We start from the raw sequence: 18,139 nt of genomic DNA on the forward strand, positions 1-18,139 counted from the left end.
AAGTCCAATGGGAATATTGGACAGTCTCTTTTTTTTGCATAAGATGAGCTCATTTTTTATAAAACATAGTTTGTTTACGATATGGAATATGTATAATGGATACTATAAAGACTGTAGGTTTAAACTGGAGGAAATTTGTATGACAATGGATGATTACTTTTATAATGGAGAGCTAATGAAATGTTATGAAGCAGCTTTGCAAGTAAAAGAAGGACCCGAAAAGGCGTTAGCTATTAAATATCTAACTTTGCTAGAAGAGTACGATTTTGCTACATTGCCAAAGCCAACACTTTTAGTAGAAACACAGCATGCTGAACGCGCGAATGAAAGTTACCCTGAATCCGATGCTGTTGCAGAAATACGTGCGCTAAAAGACGAAGCTGCATTCTCTAAGCGTGTTAAAGAGCTAGAGCACGTTGCTAGAACAGGAACAGCAGATGAAAAAGCACTATCATTTTTTACTCAGGGGGAGCTATTTTTATTTGCACATCATTATAATGAAAGTGTCCATTGCTTCAAACAAGCAGTTAAAGAAAATCCGAACAAGGCTGTATTCTGGGGGATAACAGGACAAACAATGCATCGTTTTGGTTGGATGCCTTTTGATGCACTTGCTTATTTGGAACAAGCGATTAATTTAGATCCAACAAATGCACGCTGGAAGTGGAATAAAGCACTTGTACTCATTCAACTTGCAAAAGATTTACAGATGGCTCCGTTTATGGCCAATGCGGCGATTGTATTAGAAGAAGCGATTGCTGCTTGCGGCGAGCAGCAGCATTCATTAAAAGAGGCTATTCAAAATACAATAGATAATATGGATAGTTATGTATTCTCATAAACGCATACTTAGAAATATTTATTTTAAGGCTGAAGACAACTCATAAAATTCGAGTTGTCTTCAGTTTTTCTGTTTTTATTGGAAAACTACTAATATTGAAGAGAATTTTAATAGGAATTTAGTAATTCTATAAATTTTTCATCCGTGCTCAATAAAGACTATAAACAAAATTTTCTTTTGATTGAAATTTAGGTATATCATGGTAATCTATTAGTAGAATATTAGCTTTAAATTATATATACATAATGAATTACTTATGGGCAAAGAGAAGGTAGGTGTCATCTTGTGGGAATTAAATAAACAATATTCTTTTGTGAGGCAAGGGATTCAATACATTATATACTCCATTGTTATTCTGCTAATTATCGGTTACTGGAGTGAAGAATTTTACGCGATTTTCGGAAAAAACAATTATGTTTCCATTCATTTGCTAATGGAAATTCTTATTATTGTAGTAACAATGACCATTGCCATACAGTCGTGGTTAACGACACCATATATTTTATCGAATAAGACTTTATACATTGGTGCTTTGTTTTTAACCTGTAGTTTTATTGAAGTAGCTCATGCACTTGCCTATAAAGGAATGCCATTTTTTATTACGGAGAGTTCTAGTTATGCCGCAACATGGTTTTATATGATTGGTAGATTAGTATTGTCCTGTGGAATCCTAGGCATTTTTTGTTTAAAGGAAAAACCTATTCAAAAAAATACATATCGATGGTTTATTTATAGTACACCATTATTTGTCATTGCTGCTTTACTTATGCTGATCTACGCGCCGAATCCTGTACTACCACCACTTGTTATTGATGGTGTTGGACCAACAACTTTGAAAACTTCATTGCAGTATGTCGCAATTGTTTGTCACCTCGTCATCATGTACATATTGATAACAAAAATTAACAATGCACCTAAAATCATTTTTTTATTACTAGGAAGTTCTATTTATTTAATCATTAGTGATATTCTTTTTACTATATATCGGGATGTCTACGATATAAAAAATTTTTTAGGGCATATTTTTCAATTAAGTTCATTTTATCTCCTTTTTAAAGCAGTGTATTTCTCCTCCATAGAAAAGCCGTTTCGGGAATTATTAGAAATGCAAAAACATCTGGAAAAATCCAGAGAAAAGATGCATCACATGGCTTATCATAATGAAGTGACAAACTTACCAAATGAACGCTTTTTAATGGAATCACTGCAAAAAAACTTATATAAAACTAAAGGCAATAAGGCTATTTTAGCTTTAGAAATCGAACGGTTTTCAGCGATTAAAGCTTCACTGGGCAGCTCATATGCAGATAAATTGCTTAGTATGGTGGCACAAAGGTTGAAGGATAGCTTACCTGAAAAATATTTACTAAGTATGCAACGAGAAGATTGTTTTATCGTTTTTCTTGATGAGGCGAAAAGTACACAACATATTATGCAGCTTTGTAAACAGCTACAGGTGGCTATGTTGGAGTCATTCCAAATCCAGCATTTTTCACTAAATGGGAATTTAAATATAGGAATATCTTTATTCCCAACAGATGCCTATAAGGAAGAGGAACTTGTAAGGTATGCTGTTTATGCAATGCATGAAGCTAGCAAAGTGCCTTCACGCATATTATTTTATGAAACGTCAATGTCGAGCGAAATTACAGAGAAACTTATTTTAGAAAATGATTTACATCATGCAATTGACAATAATGAATTATTGTTAGAATATCAGCCACAGGTTGATTTACAAACAGGGCAAATTCTCTCTGTCGAGGCATTGGTCCGTTGGCAACACCCTCGTAAGGGGATGATTTCACCAGGCGTCTTTATTCCAATTGCGGAGGAGTCAGGAATAATTATTCCGATTGGGCAATGGGTGTTAGAAACAGCATGTCAGCAAGTGAAGGAATGGGAGAGAGCTGGATTACCGCCCATTAAAGTAGCAGTCAATCTGTCATTAGGTCAACTGTTTCAGCAAAATATAGTTGAGATGATTCAGCATGTCCTTGAGCAAACAGAATTGGATCCTAAATATTTACAACTGGAAATTACAGAAAGTATGACAATCAATATAGATCATATGACGATGATTTTACATCAATTAAAGGCACTTGGTGTAACAATTGCTGTAGACGATTTTGGGACAGGTTACTCATCGTTATCCTATTTAAAGGATTTTCCAATTGATTGTTTAAAAATTGATCGTTCCTTCGTGCAAAAAATTCAAAGCGATGATACGGATAAGGCATTAGTTGATATGATATTATCGATGGCTAAGCATCTCCGTTTAAAGGTAGTTGCCGAAGGAATTGAGGAAGTAGAGCAGCTTAATTACTTATTGGCAGGTCATTGTGAAACAGTTCAAGGCTTTTTATTTAGTAAGCCATTACATCCATCTTCTTTACAAGAAAACTATCAAATGCTCCAGCATAATGCACAAAATATTTTAGAGCAATTACATGTCTAATTGTAATGGAACAAATGAAAAAGTGTTAGATTGATTGCAATTCAATCTAACACTTTTTTGTGCTGGTGATGTCCGCTAGACGCAAGCCTTCGCGAAACATCTACACTGTAAAGTATTCAAGAGCTAATAATACGTTTTGTATTAAATATGTAATTTTGGTTAGTACTATAACGTATGCTATTTGTCATTTTATAGGGGCGTATTTTTGTAGGATAAGGAATGAAAGATAGGAGTTTTGCCGATGGATATTATGCAAAAAGCAATAGAGCTGCACAAAGAAGCACGAGGGAAAATGGAGATTGTTGCAAAGGTGCCAGTACAGGATACATATGATTTAAGTCTTGCTTATTCACCTGGCGTTGCACAACCTTGTATTGAAATCCAAAAAAATCCGCAAGCAGTTTACGATTACACCATTAAAGGAAATTTAGTTGGCGTTGTTACGGATGGGACGGCAGTTCTCGGTTTAGGTGATATCGGCCCAGAAGCGGCATTACCTGTGATGGAAGGAAAGGCAATTTTGCTAAAGCGTTTTGCCAATGTTGATGCTTTTCCTATTTGTCTTGCAACACAGGATGTCGATGAAATTGTTAGAATCGTTAAGGCGATCGCTCCTACTTTTGGTGGTATTAATCTTGAAGATATATCAGCACCAAGATGCTTTGAAATCGAGAATCGTCTTCGTCAGGAATGTAATATTCCAGTATTCCATGACGATCAACATGGAACGGCGATAGTAGTAGGAGCTGGCTTAGTTAATGCAATGAAAATTGTTAACAAAAAGCCAGAGGACATGAAGGTAGTCATTAATGGAGCAGGTGCAGCGGGAATAGCGATTTTACGTATTTTACTACAATTGGGATATAAAAATGTTGTGATGTGTGATACTAAAGGGATTATTTATAGTGGTCGAAAGGAAGGGATGAATAGCATTAAAGACCAAATTGCAAAAATCTCTAACCCGCTAAATTTAAAAGGGACATTAGAGGATGCCATTGCACAAAGTGATGTGTTTATTGGTGTATCAGTTGCCAATTTATTAACAAAAGAGCATATTGAGTCAATGAATAAAAATCCGATTGTTTTTGCTCTAGCAAACCCTAATCCAGAAATCACCTATGACAATGCAAGAGCATGGGGCGTTCGTGTCATGGCAACAGGTCGTTCAGATTATCCTAATCAAGTAAATAACTTATTGGCGTTCCCAGGAATTTTTAGAGGTGCGTTGGATGTTCGCGCCACGGATATAAATGAGGCAATGAAGCTAGCAGCAATAGATGCCATTGCATCATTAGTATCTACCAAAGACTTATCTGAAGAATTCATTATCCCAAAATCGATGGATGAGCGTGTAGCAAACATTGTTGCAAAGGCTGTTGGAGATGCAGCAATTAAGTCAGGTGTATCCGAATTATTTCACTAACCTTATAGCCAAAGCTAAGCGCTGTCCATTTCTTTCTATTCAACAATCATGGTATGATAGGAAAGAAATGATTTGTTGAGATAAGGACGGGTTTTTATCATGGCACAAGAAGTAGCGAATAAATTTATAGAAAAAGTATGTAATCATTTAGTACGTAATATGAATATTGAAAAGGTTGAGCAGCACTTTAATCAGACGATTGCTATGCAACGCCAATCAGCATTATCTGAAACAGAATTTTGGGATATGTTGATGGTGAATATGCTGTATTTCACTGATAATGAGCAAGTTTGGGAAAAAGAACTTATTAATATGCTAGAGAAAAAACAATGGTTAACACCAGCAGTATTGGAAGAGGAATTACTTATGCATCAGATGCGCATTCGCCAGCAAGTAGCTGAACGAATGGAGATGGCGAAAGAGTTGTTCCATCAACAATACGAAACAGATGGCCTAGCAGAAGAAGATATTATTTATGATTATGCTTATAGCTCTGCTGGCCATTCAATGCGTATGGACTTACTGACAGTGCTTGTATCAACACCTGAGCAATCAAACGTATTATTTGAAGCTGACCCACAGGAAACGGTGCGCATCATCAACGGTTATATAGCCTACCATACAGACGGGTTAATTTCGAAAACAAACTTAAAATAGAGTGCCTGGCACCCAAACAATTCTGAATTTTATCCACTTTGAACTTGCGGGAACCCACGCAATGTAAGCTGCCCCAAGCCGCGCGTTCGCGATGGTTGCGGCTTACGTCGTGCCCACAACAAGCAAAGTGGATTTTCCTATCTAAGGGGAGTGCCAGTCACTCAAACAATTCAATGCTATATAAAAAACAACATCTGTGCAGGATAATCGCGCATTATGATAAAATAGGACTGAGTTTACTTGAAAGGAATTATGTCCATGAATACACCATTCACTTTTAAACATACACAGCCAACAAATATGGACCCAACTAAAAAATATCCAGCTATTTTCTTATTGCATGGAATGGGTAGTAATGAGGATGATCTACCGCAATTAGTACAAGAATTTCAAGGCCAATGTCATATAATTAGCTTAAGAGGTCCTATTACGCAAAAGCCTGGTTATGCGTTTTTCACTATTCAGGAAGTTGGAAAACCAGATCGAGCTATTTTTGACAAAGTGTTAATTGCTCTACAACGCTTTATGTTAGAAGCAATTGAAGAGTTCCAAATTGATCCTCACAAAGTTTATGTTCTTGGATTTAGTCAAGGTGCGGTTTTGGCACAGTCATTAGCTTTTGTGATGGGCAATTTAATTACAGGCATTGTCGCATTAAGTGGATACACGCCAAAATTTGTCACTGAGGAATATGCGATCCGTACAGTGAATCATTTACATGCCTTTATTTCTCATGGCGATTATGATTATGTCATTCCTTCGCAATGGGGTGTTGAAAGTAAGGAACTATTTGAGCAATTCGGTGCTTCTGTTACATTCAAACAATATCCAGATGGTCATGGTGTTACACCGGAAAACAGACAGGATTTAGTGATGTTTTTAACACAACAATTACAAGAGAACATTCAGTAAGGTTAGAAAATAAAAGGCATTGGGAAGAAACTTCTCAATGCCTTTTACTATTTTCTTTTATTATTTAGAAAGACTGCGATCCTTATCCGTTACAGCGGCAACTGCATCATGGATTGTCGTTTCGAAATGATTGCTTTGCAAGGAAGAAACACCTTGAATTGTTGTGCCGCCTGGAGAGCAAACTTGATCGACAAGTGCCCATGGGTGTTCTTTTGATTGTAAAATCATTTTCGCACTGCCCAGTACGGCATTCGCTGCAATGTCAAGTGCCATATTTTTAGGCATCCCTTCACGCACAGCTGCTCGCGCTAATGCATCTATATACATATAGGTGAAAGCGGGTGAAGCCCCTCCGATTGTCGTAAAGATGGAGAATAAGTGTTCAGGTACTTCAATAATCGTGCCAATTGTTTCAAATAATGTTGTAATGAGACGGAGTTGTGAATCTGTCACTTGCTCATTTGCAGTGTAGCAACTTGTTGAAGCACCGATTAGAGCATTAATATTTGGCATAACGCGAATAATTGGTGTGGACTCTGAAAGGTAGCCTTGGAAGTAGTTGAGATTTTTACCAGCAGCAATTGATACAATCATGTGCTTTTCTTGTAAATAATTTTTAACTTCTGGCAAAACATCAGGAAGCATTTGTGGTTTTACACCTAAAATAATGACATCACAATTCACCATGAGTTCCTCGATGGAAGTTGTCGGTTGTATGCCATAAGAGGTTGCAAGTTTAGTTGTTTTAGATTTTGTACGATTATAGCCATATATATAAGAGGAATCAAAATCACCGCTATTGCACATTCCTTTTATAATGGCTGTGGTCATATTACCTAGACCAATAAATCCATATTTCACGTGTTAGACACTCCTTCAATTAATTAGAACATACTTCATAGTATAGAGTAGATTGTTTTTCTTGAATAGTATTATGCAGGAAAGAAGGCAATTAGGTTCAAATTCATGCTAGTCGGTGGTATCATAGAAGAAGTTGTGATCTGGCTTAAACCTATTTCATTCATGAAATCATGTACTTTATGTGAACTTTGAGACATAGTCACCCTAAAAGAGGTAAAATAATAATTTGATATGTAGAATGCAAAAAATGTCTCTTTCTATCGAAGGACACATATAGAAATTATAATAGAAAAGGAATTAAGAGGAATGGAACAAAATCTAAAAACGGATCAAAATCCACAGACTGTAGAAAAGACAATAGAGAAACATTCACTCTCTAATGTTTTAGCACAAACAGTTAAAACAGGTATTATTAAATCCAATTTAATTCCTATGTGGGCTGGCTTAACGCTAGGGATGTATAAAAATAAAATGACGCTTTTGGACAATATACCAGAAATCATTTTTGCAACAATAGGTTCAGCGCTTGTAATCGGTGCTGCAGGTGCGTTTAATAATGTGTATGACCGTGATATTGATGCCATTATGCCACGTACGAAAAGTCGTCCTACAGTAACAGGTGAAATGTCAGCAAAAGCAACGTTAATTTTAGCAATTGCTATGCTAATTGTTGGAATAGGTGTACTAGCACTAGCATCACCACTAGCTGCATTATTTGGTTTTATTGGTGTCTTTTTATATGTTGTACCATATACAATGTGGACAAAACGTCGAACAATTTATAATACCGAAGTAGGGAGTATATCAGGCGCTGTACCACCTTTAATTGGTTGGGCGGCTGTATCTTCAGATATTACACACCCAGCTTTAATGGGTCTCTTTTTTGTTATGGTCATCTGGCAAATGCCACACTTTTATGCCATTGCCATTCGTAAGCATGCAGATTATGAAGCGGCCAATGTTCCGATGTTACCTGTCATTAAAGGGATGCGCCGTACTTATTACCAAACGAACTTTTATTTAATTTTGCTCATATTATCAAGCTTTTTATTTGGTTCGTTAAGTAAGGGTATTATGCTTGTAGCACTTATATTAAGTGTCGCATGGCTTGCAATGAGTATTTACGGTTATCATAGCAATAAAAATCAAGAGAAGTGGGCGACTAAAATGTTTGTTTTCTCACTATTGCATATGACGATTCTCTTCTCAACAGTAATTATTTATTCGCTAGCTGGGGTTATATTTAAACTATATTAACTGTAGCTATAGGTGAAATAAAGTGAAAAGCCAACAAGTTATTTTAAGCTTGTTGGCTTTTCACTTTTTACAGAAGTAATATGACGATACGGCCATTCGAGCGCGTGAAGCTTCCCTCCAAAAACAGCACCACCATCTATACCAATAATATTATTATCACCAAAATAAACATCGTAATTTGTTGGATCCTGATGCAACTTGTAGGTAGGGGTATGCCCAAAAATTACGGTTTTCTCTCCATTATAGCCTGTATGAAATTCTTCTCGAATCCAGATAAGTTGTAAAGGATCTGTGTCAGACAATGCTATCCCAGGCACAACACCGCCATGAACAAAAATGGCATCTTCTAACTCTATATACGTTTCAAAAGTTTCTATAAGTTGTAAATGTTCTTCCAGTTTCGGTAATGTTTGAATGTAATTAGGCAATGTATTACTTTCAATAGCGTCTTTGAAATCATCCAAATGATAGCCATAGCTGGCAAGTGTTGCATCTCCACCACAGAGCGATGTCCAATGATGCCAAGCCTTTGGTGTTCCTGAACGACAGGCTTTTAGCATAATAGCTTCATGATTCCCTAGTAGAGCCCTAGCCCCAGTCGCTTGTAGTTCAGCAACAATATTTAAAACGCCGCAAGAAGCTGGACCTCGATCAATATAATCACCAAGTAAAAATAGCTCATCTTCTGTTGCATCGAACTTTACTTTTATCAATAATTCTTCCAAAAGCTCTAGTTCCCCATGTATATCACTAATTGCTAGTATACGTGTCATAAAAAAGCATCCTTTCTAGTATAGCAGGCGTTACTTTTCATTATAGAGAAGAATCTTACAATATTCGACTTTTCTCATTTACTAATGACGGCAAAGGTACCTGAACCTTGTATTAGATAAGTAACTTATCGACATCTTTTATCTTATGTCAGAGCGTTAATGAGCATTTAATCGTTTGTCTATAAATTTGCAAGAAGTGAGGGGAGTTATTATAGTGAAAGCACTAGAGGAGCATAAAAGGAACGGTAGTTTTGTTGGGAAATATAGTATTTGAATATAAACCTCCTTGCCATTAGGGATTTATATTCAAATCAGAATTTAAGTGTTTTTGATTTTGTTCCATTCTTGCTCAGCAATGCTTTCCTCAAAGGTTGAAAGCAGGCGATAGTTGTCGGTATCTAAAATTCGATAATGCTGACTAATCATATTTTGTTGTAAACGATAGCCTTTCCACTCATTTACGTTTTTCCACCATATGTATCCGCCCATCGTTTTTTCCTTAGGTTGTAAAGTGCCATTGTTGGCAATTAGGTCAACAACCTCAAGGGGATCACCGCCTAGCTCATGCTGTAAAATTGAACTTTCACGACATAATGCGCATATTGCAACTGCAGTAGTCCAACCAGTTTGAATTCGACCTTTTTCAATTTGCACGAGTGTTTTTTTGGAAAGTCCTAATAGGTTGCTCATTTGATCTTGCGTTAATGATCTTTCTGTTCGAATTAATTTTAACTTCTCTGAAATGAGTAAAATTAGTTGTTCACGATTCATGCAAACATCCTTTCTATCTAGGTTGTTATGGTTCATTATACATGAAAGTCAAAATAGTAGGGCAAAGATTTGGAGAGCTAGCATACGATCGGTGAATGAATACGGAGCGACAGAAAAAGACTGCTCAAAGAAGATTCTTACTCATTGAACAGTCTGCTGCTTGTGATTATGGGTTATTAATATTCATATTTTTTTGTATCAGAAATAACCCTGAAATGAATTCCTTTAATTTGGGCACTTACTTTATGACGAAGTGTATCAAGATCCACAAGCTCGTCTCCATCATTTACACACTCAGCGATTTCTTGTAATAGTTTCGTAAATGCTTCTTTGAATAATGAACGCATATTATCAAAGTCAAGACTTCTGAAGCTTCCATCAATATCGAATGCTTCAACAGAATTTAACTGCTTAGAAGCCCCAGCAAAGCGGTCATCGTATACTGTATAGTTTTCGTCCGTTACAACGATAATATATAAAATTTCCCCAGTTATTGTTTTTAATTCGATATTTGTCTTGTGTTTTTTGACATCGGTAATAATGTGGATACCGTCAGAATGATATAGTTTAAAAAGTTTCATAGCATTGCCCCCTGAAAAGAATCATTTATATCTTCATTATATATAAATATGGCTAATAATGGAATGAGTCGAAAAGTATATAGAAATACTAGTAGAGCCATATTTATCTTAAGTTTTGATTGCCATTTGATACTTCAAATGAATAAGGAAAAGTGTCCAGTTAGCCTTCTGTTGTAACAGGGGCAGCTTTAACAAGGGGACGAACTTCGATATAGTGAAGCTGATGACCATGTTGTTCAAAGATGCTAAATACATACTGTGCTAGCTCAATATTTTTACTAGCCTTAATGCCATTATTGACAGTTAAGAACCAACCACCGAGTGTTTCAACATCATCTGTATCTAGTGAAATTTGTAGTAGGTTTTCTACATCTTCTACAAGCATTTTAGCATTCAAAATATAGTGATTATCGCCTAATTTTCGAATTTCAGCAACTTCATCATCGTCAAACTCATCACGAATCTCCCCAACGATTTCTTCTAAAATATCTTCAACCGTTACAAGTCCAGAAGTTCCACCGTATTCATCCATTAAAATAGCCATATGAATGCGTTCCTTTTGCATTCGTCCAAGTAATTGTTGAATAGGTGTCGTTTCAATAACTCGAATAACAGGGTTAATAAAATCTTCAAGCACAAATGATTCATCAGTTAATTGTTCTAGTAAACCATGGGTGAATAACTCTTTTGCATTAATAAAGCCCAAAATATTATCTCGGTCGCCATCATAAATAGGGTAGCGAGTATATTTTTCAGAGGCAATAAAATGAATAATATTGGTAAAGGTTTCGTTCTTTTCAATGCCTGCCATTTCTGTGCGGGGAACCATAATTTCACGAGCAATCCGCTCATCAAATTCAAAAACATTATTAACGAATTTTAACTCAGTTTTATTGATTTCACCGCTTTTAAAACTTTCAGATAGCAATGAGCGCAATTCTTCTTCTGTATGCGATATCTCGTGCTCATTTGCTGGCTTCATGCCGAAGAAGCCTAGAAGAATACGTGCTGATCCGTTCAAAAACCAAATGAATGGGTACATCAATTTATAGAAAGCGATAATCGGTTTAGCAAAAAGTAATGCAATCTTTTCCGTCTTTTGGATAGCTGCAGTTTTTGGTGCCAATTCTCCAACGACAACATGTAAAAAAGTAGCGATAGCGAAAGCGGTACCAATTGTGAAAATCGGTATATACTTATCAGAAATTCCGATTATTTCAAAAAATGGGTGCAGCATAAATTCAAAGGTTTTTTCTCCTACCATCCCGATGCCAAGTGCTGTTATCGTTATGCCAAGCTGACAGGCAGATAGGTATTCATCTAAGTGATTGACAACATGCTTCGCGGGAATAGCTTTCTTATTGCCCTCTGCGATTAATTGGTCAAGTCTAGAGGAACGCATTTTAACAATTGAAAATTCCGTTGCGACGAAAAACGCGGTTAACGCTAATAAAATCGTGAAAATTGATAAATTCAGTATGGTCTCCAAATAGTCGTTCTGCAAAACAGAACGTCACCTCCTAGGTATTAATAAGTAGTAATAAAGATTGCATAAGTGCAATGCTTTCAGGTGAAACATTTTTTTTTATTGATTGGATATTTTTATTGTCTTGATTGTTCATTTGTTCAAGTAAAGATGATACATCATGTTCTAAATCTTGCATTTTTAAACGTAGCATTTGAACATCGATTTCTTCATAACTAGGAATATTAAGTGCTTCTTGTATTTCTCCAAGTGAAAGCCCTTCTTGTTTACGCTGTTCAATAAAATAAAGTCGATCAATCATCGCATGGTCGTAATAGCGATAGTTTGATTCGGAACGCTCTGCCTCCAACAGGCCTAAATTTGTATAATAATCAATTGTTCTTTTTGTAATGCCTGTTTTTTGAGCAAGTTCACCAATTTTTAGTTTTTCTGTCCCAATGCAATGACCTCCCAACCGTCACGTGATACTTTGATTATAACGTGATGGTTTACGAGCATTCAAATAAAAAGCTTTAATATTTCTAAATTGTAAGATTACTTTGTGTCAAATGCCTTATTTGAGAGAATGACGTGCAAATGGAGTTACTCTACATAAAAATAGCTTTTCTAACGATAACTGTTAGAAAAGCTATAAAAATTATTTTTTGAAATATGTATCATATAGGTGACGAAGTGCCTCATCGCCACTTAATTGTAGTATCTTCTCTTGATTTAATATAAGCGTTATTTCCGTCTGCGAGCTATCTATTTGGTCATCCTCAATTACACATGTAACGCTTACTAAACCTGATTCAGCAAGCTGTTTTTGCATACGTTCATCCCAAGCCTGCTCAGAGAATAATGGTGCCTGCCATGTGCCTTGTACATGAAGCTCGTTTTTTTTACCGTCATATTCCCAGCGTATGTCACGTAAAATAGTTTTAAAAAGATCATTAATTGTAAAGGATTCGTCGTTGTAGTTAATTGTCAGTGCTCTAATTGCATGCACATCGCGGCTAACTGCGCTAGCTGCTGCATCAGCTGCTGAGTTAATGCCCGAAAAGGCATCTTTAATTTCAGTTAGTCGATCGCCACAGCCAGCAAGCAAAACAGACAGGCTTGTTACGAAAGCTAGTTTTGTCATCCATTTCACAAGGAGTACCCCCAGTTCCACTAGTTGTTACTACTATATTATCGAAAAGAAAATTATGAAGAAAGGGTATGTTAGAGGCAGATTGTGACGTTTTTTCAACGATACGACCTTTTCCAAAGTTTAGAGGATTGTAAAAGATAAATAGATTGAATGTTTAAATAATTGTTATTCGAAAGGGGAGCGTTTTAGGATGAAAATCAATGATGAAATACTCGACCGATTAGGAACATATTTTGTTTATCATGCAGTATATGATAATTATGGGATAACTTTCGAAAATTTTGTGGAGCGTTGGTTACGGGGGATTCTCGAAGTATAAAACGCATATCAAGCTTGTTGCCATAAATGATTTTTAGACAAGTTCTTTATTGTAACTAATAACAAAAGAGTCGTGTTCCATAAAGGAAACACGACTCTTTTGTTATTAATTTCACACAAATTATTTAAAGTAATTCGTAATAAATTGATTTGCTTCTTGCCAATTATAAACACGCACAACATTGTCAGGTACAGTAAGACGATTGTATGGTGTATCAAATAATACTACAGGAATTTTTAATTCTTCAGCGAGCATCACAGCATTATCATGTTTATCCTCAAAGAAAGCTGCTACACTATGCTTTTTCGCTGTAGCGAGTTTATCATGACTACCAATTAGCTCGATATGATCGAATGGGATAGCCTGTGATTTAAACCAGTTCATCGTAATATCTGATACATTTTGCCCGCGTGCAGAAATGTAATAAAGCTCATAAGTATTTTGCCAAGCACTTAAAATTTCTTTGGCATCTTTTGCGGCCTCAGAAACTTCATACATATAGGGCTCATTTTCCTTAAACCACGCGTTGAAAGCTGAGCGATCAACTGGATGGGGGAATGCTGATAAAAAATCATATTCACATACATCATCCAATGTAATATTCACATTATACTGCTTATTAATGTGAGGAATGAGTGTACTAGGACATGTGACTGTTCCATCTATATCGATTCCAAAACGGGGCTTTGTCATGCAAGCACCTCCTTAGGCGTTCGCTTTTGCTGCTTCTTCAGCCGCGCGTTTTTCTACCATTTCGGCAGCTAGCTTATCAATTTCTTTTTTCAACTCTTCTACCATTGTTTCTTCTGGCACTTTACGGACCGTTTTGCCTTTCATGAATAAAAGACCTTCACCTCGCGCACCAGCGATACCGATATCTGCTTCACGCGCTTCACCAGGGCCATTTACGGCACAGCCTAGAACAGCAACTTTTAAAGGAACATTCAATTTAGAAATGTATTCTTCAACTTCGTTTGCAATCGAAATAAGGTCGATTTCAATACGTCCACATGTAGGACATGAAATCAGTGTTGCCATATTTGACGCTAGGCCAAAAGATTTTAATAGCTCACGTGCAACTTTTATTTCCTCCACAGGATCGGCTGAAAGAGAAATACGTAGCGTATTACCAATGCCTTTTGACAAAATCGCGCCAAGCCCAGCAGCTGATTTTACAGTCCCTGCAAAAAGTGTACCTGATTCTGTAATCCCTAAATGTAGAGGATAATCAAATGCTTTTGCAGCTTTTTCGTATGCTTCAATCGCTAAATTGACGTCTGATGCTTTCATTGACACGATAATATCGTGGAAATCTAAGTCTTCCAAAATTTTAATATGGTGTAATGCAGATTCTACCATGCCATCTGCAGTTGGATAGCCGTATTTCTCAAGAATATGACGCTCTAATGAACCAGCATTTACACCAATACGAATAGGAATTCCTTTTGCTTTTGCTGCGGTAACAACCGCTTCAACTTTTTCTTTACGCCCAATGTTACCTGGGTTAATACGAACTTTATCAATACCATTTTCAATTGCTTTTAAAGCTAATTTATAGTCAAAGTGAATATCAGCTACTAATGGAATATGGATACGTTTCTTTATTTCTGCGATTGCATCAGCCGCACGTTCATCTGGGACTGCAACGCGAACGATTTGACAGCCTGCTTCTTCAAGTCGAAGAATTTCTGCTACTGTTGCTTCGACATCATGTGTTTTTGTTGTACACATACTTTGAATGAATAATTCATTACTACCACCAATTGTTAAATTACCGACACGTACTGGACGTGTTTTTGAACGGTGACAAATTTCACTCATTAACTTTCTCTCCTTTTCGGGCCACTACTTTCAGCCGTCACTGACACTTATTTTATCAGTGTAAGAAAATAAGGACAAGGAAGAAACGTTAACTTTTCATTTTCCACATTTATTTTCGAATGCAAAAGAGAGGGGAAGCTTAATATTTTCGCCTGGTACAAGTGCTTGTAATTGTAAATGTGGATTTAATTGATAAAAAAGCTCCAGTCGTTCTGGAAAGGTCATTGGCACTTTTGCAGGGTGTAGTGCAAATAAGCTATGTATCGTATCACCTTGAATAGTTTGTACACTAATGTAAGTAGGCTCGCGCTGGTCTTCACAAAGTGCATTTTGACTTTCTTTCGGATAGAAGGCAGCAAGAGATAGTGTTCCCTCTGTTAAATCTACTTTAACGATAAATGCGATAAGCACGATTGCGACAGTTAATAAGAATGCACGCAAAAAATCCCCTCCTTTTTCTACACTATATTGAGAAGAGAGGGGAATCATGCCTATTATTTTGAAATTGGTTGTTTCGGATATTTTGTAAAGGCTACGATTAATAGAGTTAAAGTTAAAAGCAATGACAAAATAGAGATAATCGTACCTACATTTGGAAGGTATTCTGCTAGCATGCTCAAAATAATGGCCCATGTAATTGCGAATGTTGTTGTGCGCCAAATATGACGGTATTCACCACGGCGTTTCATGATTTTTAATATAAATAATCCTGCTAATGCATAGAGCGCAATTTGTCCAAAAATCAACATGGTCGTCATTACAAACAGCATAATGAATGTAACAGGGTATAAGAGCCACTTTATTTGTTCTATGTATTCGGTTATACCGCTAATATCAATGGTATTGATAGACATATCAGCAGAAAAACGTCCAAAAGAAAATACAGTAACAATCGTAATTAATAGAAAGGTATATTGGATCACTTTTCCGATAGGTAGTAAACGATAGGCTGCTAGTTTTTTAGGGTGTATTAAACTATCGATGAATAATTGTGAGTGTTTCATTTATATCACCTCCAAACGTTATTCTAACATGTTCAGGAATGACTAGATATGGATCTGCGTAACTTTATCTGAGAATACGATGCTAAAATGTTAACATTGTGTAAAGAAGTTAAAGGTTTTCTTTACTTTTTGTACAATTTCATTTAATGATTAGGAATAGAGTAGTAGAGACGTAGGAATTGGAGCGAAAACCATTGACAATAGATTGGCAAAGCATATTATTTCAATTTTTAGGCGGATTAGGGGTCTTTTTATTTTCCATAAAATATATGGGGGAAGGTTTACAAAAATCGGCAGATGATAGACTTCGAGAATGGTTAAATCGATTTACGACAAATCCGCTAATGGGTGTGTTAGTTGGTATTATCGTAACGGTTTGTATCCAGTCGAGCTCAGCAACAACCGTGATTGCTGTTGGCCTAGTGAGTGCAGGCTTCTTAACACTACGTCAAGCGATTGGCGTTATTATGGGAGCTAATATTGGTACAACGATAACGGCATTTATTATTGGTATTAATATTGGTATTTATTTTTATCCACTACTTGCAATTGGTGCAGCGTGTTTGTTTTTCTTTAAAAAAGCAATCTACCATCATATTGGCCAAATATTATTTGGCTTTGGTGGTTTGTTTTTAGGGCTAGAGTTAATGAGTGCAAGTATGCAGTCGTTGCATCAATTAGCGGATTTCGAATCATTAACCATTCATCTAAGTAACCAGCCTGTAATTGGTATATTTCTAGGTACTATTTTTACGTTGCTCGTACAAAGCTCGACAGCGACAGTCGGGGTACTTCAAGGCTTATATGCTGAGAACTTAATTGGCTTAAATGGCGCACTACCGATTTTATTTGGCGAAAATATAGGAACGACAATAACGGCTGTTTTAGCTTCACTAGGTGCTTCAATCTATGCAAAGCGAGCTGCAGCAGCACATGTATTATTTAATGTATTTGGGACAGTTATTTTTATGTTGTTGTTTACGCCATTTATAAACTATGTACAATGGATAAGTGATCTGTTTCACTTGGAGCCTCGCATGCAAATAGCTGTAGCACATGGCTCATTTAATGTTTTTAATATGATGATTCAGCTACCATTTATTGCAGGGCTATCGTTACTAGTAACGAAAATATTACCTGGTCATGATGGCAATATTGATGTTACAACGAAGCATCTAGATCCAGCATTCATTGACTCTTCTCCTGCCATTGCGCTAGGGCAAGCAAAAGAGGAAGTGTTGCGGATGGGAGATCATGCACTTAGAGGCTTAGAAGAAACGTTCCTATACATGAAAACGGGAGAGTCAGCACATATTCCGACTGTATTACAATTAGAAGTTGCTCTCAATCACTTAGATAAAGAAATAACAAATTATTTAGTCATGGTATCAAAGCAGCCACTTTCTCATGCAGATTCGGTTCGGCATCATACGCTGCTAACCAATGTACGCGATATTGAGCGTATTGGGGATCACTTTGAAAATATATTAGAGCTTTTACAATATAAAGATCACCATGAGGTAAGTTTAAGTAAATCAGCGCGACAAGATTTAATCGGTATGTTCAGTCTCGCGATTGAAGCAGTACGTAAAAGCATTGAAGCACTTGATACAGCGAGTCTTAGTTTGGCACAAGAGGTAACAGAACTAGAGAGTTTAATTGATGATATGGAGGATAAACTAAGACAAAAACATATCGCACGTTTAAATACAAATGAATGTAGTGGCGCTGCAGGTATCGTTTATACAGATATTGTGAGTAACTTGGAAAGAATCGGAGATCATGCTGTTAATATTGCAGATTCTATATTAGGTATTCGTCATTAAGTATGAAACTTTTGAGATGA

General features: G+C 36.4%; 19 protein-coding genes. 8 read left to right on the forward strand and 11 right to left on the reverse strand.

Annotated elements, in window-relative coordinates:
• Nucleotides 1-139: 139 nt before the first annotated feature.
• From ACIQ1H_RS02680 to ACIQ1H_RS02700, 5 genes are all read left to right on the forward strand, one after another.
• A complete protein-coding gene (locus ACIQ1H_RS02680; protein ID WP_402886329.1) occupies nt 140-841 on the forward strand; it encodes a tetratricopeptide repeat protein in 702 nt (233 codons plus the stop codon).
• 283 nt (nt 842-1,124) lie between these two features.
• Nucleotides 1,125-3,296: a bifunctional diguanylate cyclase/phosphodiesterase gene (locus ACIQ1H_RS02685; protein WP_402886330.1), complete on the forward strand. Its 2,172-nt coding sequence runs from the start codon at nt 1,125-1,127 to the stop codon at nt 3,294-3,296.
• A gap of 241 nt (nt 3,297-3,537) precedes the next feature.
• On the forward strand, nt 3,538-4,719 hold the full coding sequence (locus ACIQ1H_RS02690) for an NAD(P)-dependent malic enzyme (protein ID WP_402886331.1): 1,182 nt from the start codon (nt 3,538-3,540) through the stop codon (nt 4,717-4,719).
• Between the two features lie 99 nt (nt 4,720-4,818).
• Nucleotides 4,819-5,376, forward strand: a complete 558-nt coding sequence (locus ACIQ1H_RS02695) for a hypothetical protein (RefSeq protein WP_402886333.1) — start codon at nt 4,819-4,821, stop codon at nt 5,374-5,376.
• A 258-nt stretch (nt 5,377-5,634) separates the two neighbouring features.
• Nucleotides 5,635-6,288, forward strand: coding sequence for an alpha/beta hydrolase (locus ACIQ1H_RS02700; RefSeq protein ID WP_402886335.1), 654 nt, complete (start codon nt 5,635-5,637; stop codon nt 6,286-6,288).
• Nucleotides 6,289-6,348: 60 nt separating this feature from the next.
• Here ACIQ1H_RS02700 and proC read toward each other — a convergent pair whose 3' ends face one another.
• Nucleotides 6,349-7,149, reverse strand: a complete 801-nt coding sequence (gene proC, locus ACIQ1H_RS02705; RefSeq protein ID WP_402886337.1) for a pyrroline-5-carboxylate reductase — start codon at nt 7,147-7,149, stop codon at nt 6,349-6,351.
• A 306-nt stretch (nt 7,150-7,455) separates the two neighbouring features.
• Here proC and cyoE point away from each other — a divergent pair, with 306 nt between their 5' ends.
• Nucleotides 7,456-8,406, forward strand: coding sequence for a heme o synthase (cyoE, locus tag ACIQ1H_RS02710; protein ID WP_172772025.1), 951 nt, complete (start codon nt 7,456-7,458; stop codon nt 8,404-8,406).
• 38 nt (nt 8,407-8,444) lie between these two features.
• Here the strand turns inward: cyoE and ACIQ1H_RS02715 are convergent, their stop codons facing one another.
• From ACIQ1H_RS02715 to ACIQ1H_RS02740, 6 genes are all read right to left on the reverse strand, one after another.
• The gene (locus ACIQ1H_RS02715) at nt 8,445-9,179 is read right to left on the reverse strand and encodes a metallophosphoesterase (RefSeq protein WP_402886339.1); all 735 of its coding nucleotides are present in this window, start codon (nt 9,177-9,179) and stop codon (nt 8,445-8,447) included.
• A gap of 318 nt (nt 9,180-9,497) precedes the next feature.
• Nucleotides 9,498-9,950, reverse strand: a complete 453-nt coding sequence (locus ACIQ1H_RS02720) for a helix-turn-helix transcriptional regulator (protein ID WP_402886340.1) — start codon at nt 9,948-9,950, stop codon at nt 9,498-9,500.
• Nucleotides 9,951-10,126: 176 nt separating this feature from the next.
• Nucleotides 10,127-10,531, reverse strand: a complete 405-nt coding sequence (locus ACIQ1H_RS02725; RefSeq protein ID WP_172772022.1) for a hypothetical protein — start codon at nt 10,529-10,531, stop codon at nt 10,127-10,129.
• A 160-nt stretch (nt 10,532-10,691) separates the two neighbouring features.
• Nucleotides 10,692-12,020, reverse strand: coding sequence for a hemolysin family protein (locus tag ACIQ1H_RS02730; protein WP_402888528.1), 1,329 nt, complete (start codon nt 12,018-12,020; stop codon nt 10,692-10,694).
• 31 nt (nt 12,021-12,051) lie between these two features.
• Nucleotides 12,052-12,471 (reverse strand): MerR family transcriptional regulator, encoded by a 420-nt coding sequence (locus tag ACIQ1H_RS02735; RefSeq protein WP_402886342.1) that lies wholly within the window; start codon nt 12,469-12,471, stop codon nt 12,052-12,054.
• Nucleotides 12,472-12,654: 183 nt separating this feature from the next.
• Nucleotides 12,655-13,140: a hypothetical protein gene (locus tag ACIQ1H_RS02740; RefSeq protein WP_402888529.1), complete on the reverse strand. Its 486-nt coding sequence runs from the start codon at nt 13,138-13,140 to the stop codon at nt 12,655-12,657.
• 199 nt (nt 13,141-13,339) lie between these two features.
• On the opposite strand from ACIQ1H_RS02740, the gene ACIQ1H_RS02745 reads away from it, so the two are divergent.
• On the forward strand, nt 13,340-13,468 hold the full coding sequence (locus tag ACIQ1H_RS02745; protein WP_255313805.1) for a hypothetical protein: 129 nt from the start codon (nt 13,340-13,342) through the stop codon (nt 13,466-13,468).
• A gap of 120 nt (nt 13,469-13,588) precedes the next feature.
• On the opposite strand, the gene ACIQ1H_RS02750 is transcribed toward ACIQ1H_RS02745, so the two are convergent.
• The 4 genes from ACIQ1H_RS02750 to ACIQ1H_RS02765 all read right to left on the reverse strand — a co-directional run bounded on the left by ACIQ1H_RS02750 (nt 13,589) and on the right by ACIQ1H_RS02765 (nt 16,293).
• Nucleotides 13,589-14,161, reverse strand: coding sequence for a 5' nucleotidase, NT5C type (locus tag ACIQ1H_RS02750; protein ID WP_402886344.1), 573 nt, complete (start codon nt 14,159-14,161; stop codon nt 13,589-13,591).
• Between the two features lie 12 nt (nt 14,162-14,173).
• Nucleotides 14,174-15,289, reverse strand: a complete 1,116-nt coding sequence (gene ispG, locus ACIQ1H_RS02755) for a flavodoxin-dependent (E)-4-hydroxy-3-methylbut-2-enyl-diphosphate synthase (RefSeq protein ID WP_402886346.1) — start codon at nt 15,287-15,289, stop codon at nt 14,174-14,176.
• Between the two features lie 96 nt (nt 15,290-15,385).
• A complete protein-coding gene (locus ACIQ1H_RS02760) occupies nt 15,386-15,730 on the reverse strand; it encodes a hypothetical protein (RefSeq protein WP_172772018.1) in 345 nt (114 codons plus the stop codon).
• Nucleotides 15,731-15,783: 53 nt separating this feature from the next.
• The gene (locus ACIQ1H_RS02765; protein WP_402886348.1) at nt 15,784-16,293 is read right to left on the reverse strand and encodes a DUF1189 family protein; all 510 of its coding nucleotides are present in this window, start codon (nt 16,291-16,293) and stop codon (nt 15,784-15,786) included.
• Between the two features lie 194 nt (nt 16,294-16,487).
• Here ACIQ1H_RS02765 and ACIQ1H_RS02770 point away from each other — a divergent pair, with 194 nt between their 5' ends.
• The gene (locus ACIQ1H_RS02770; protein WP_402886350.1) at nt 16,488-18,119 is read left to right on the forward strand and encodes a Na/Pi cotransporter family protein; all 1,632 of its coding nucleotides are present in this window, start codon (nt 16,488-16,490) and stop codon (nt 18,117-18,119) included.
• The last annotated feature ends 20 nt before the right edge of the window (nt 18,120-18,139 follow it).

The organism is Lysinibacillus sp. NPDC097279 (assembly GCF_044761745.1).
Classification (GTDB): domain Bacteria; phylum Bacillota; class Bacilli; order Bacillales_A; family Planococcaceae; genus Lysinibacillus.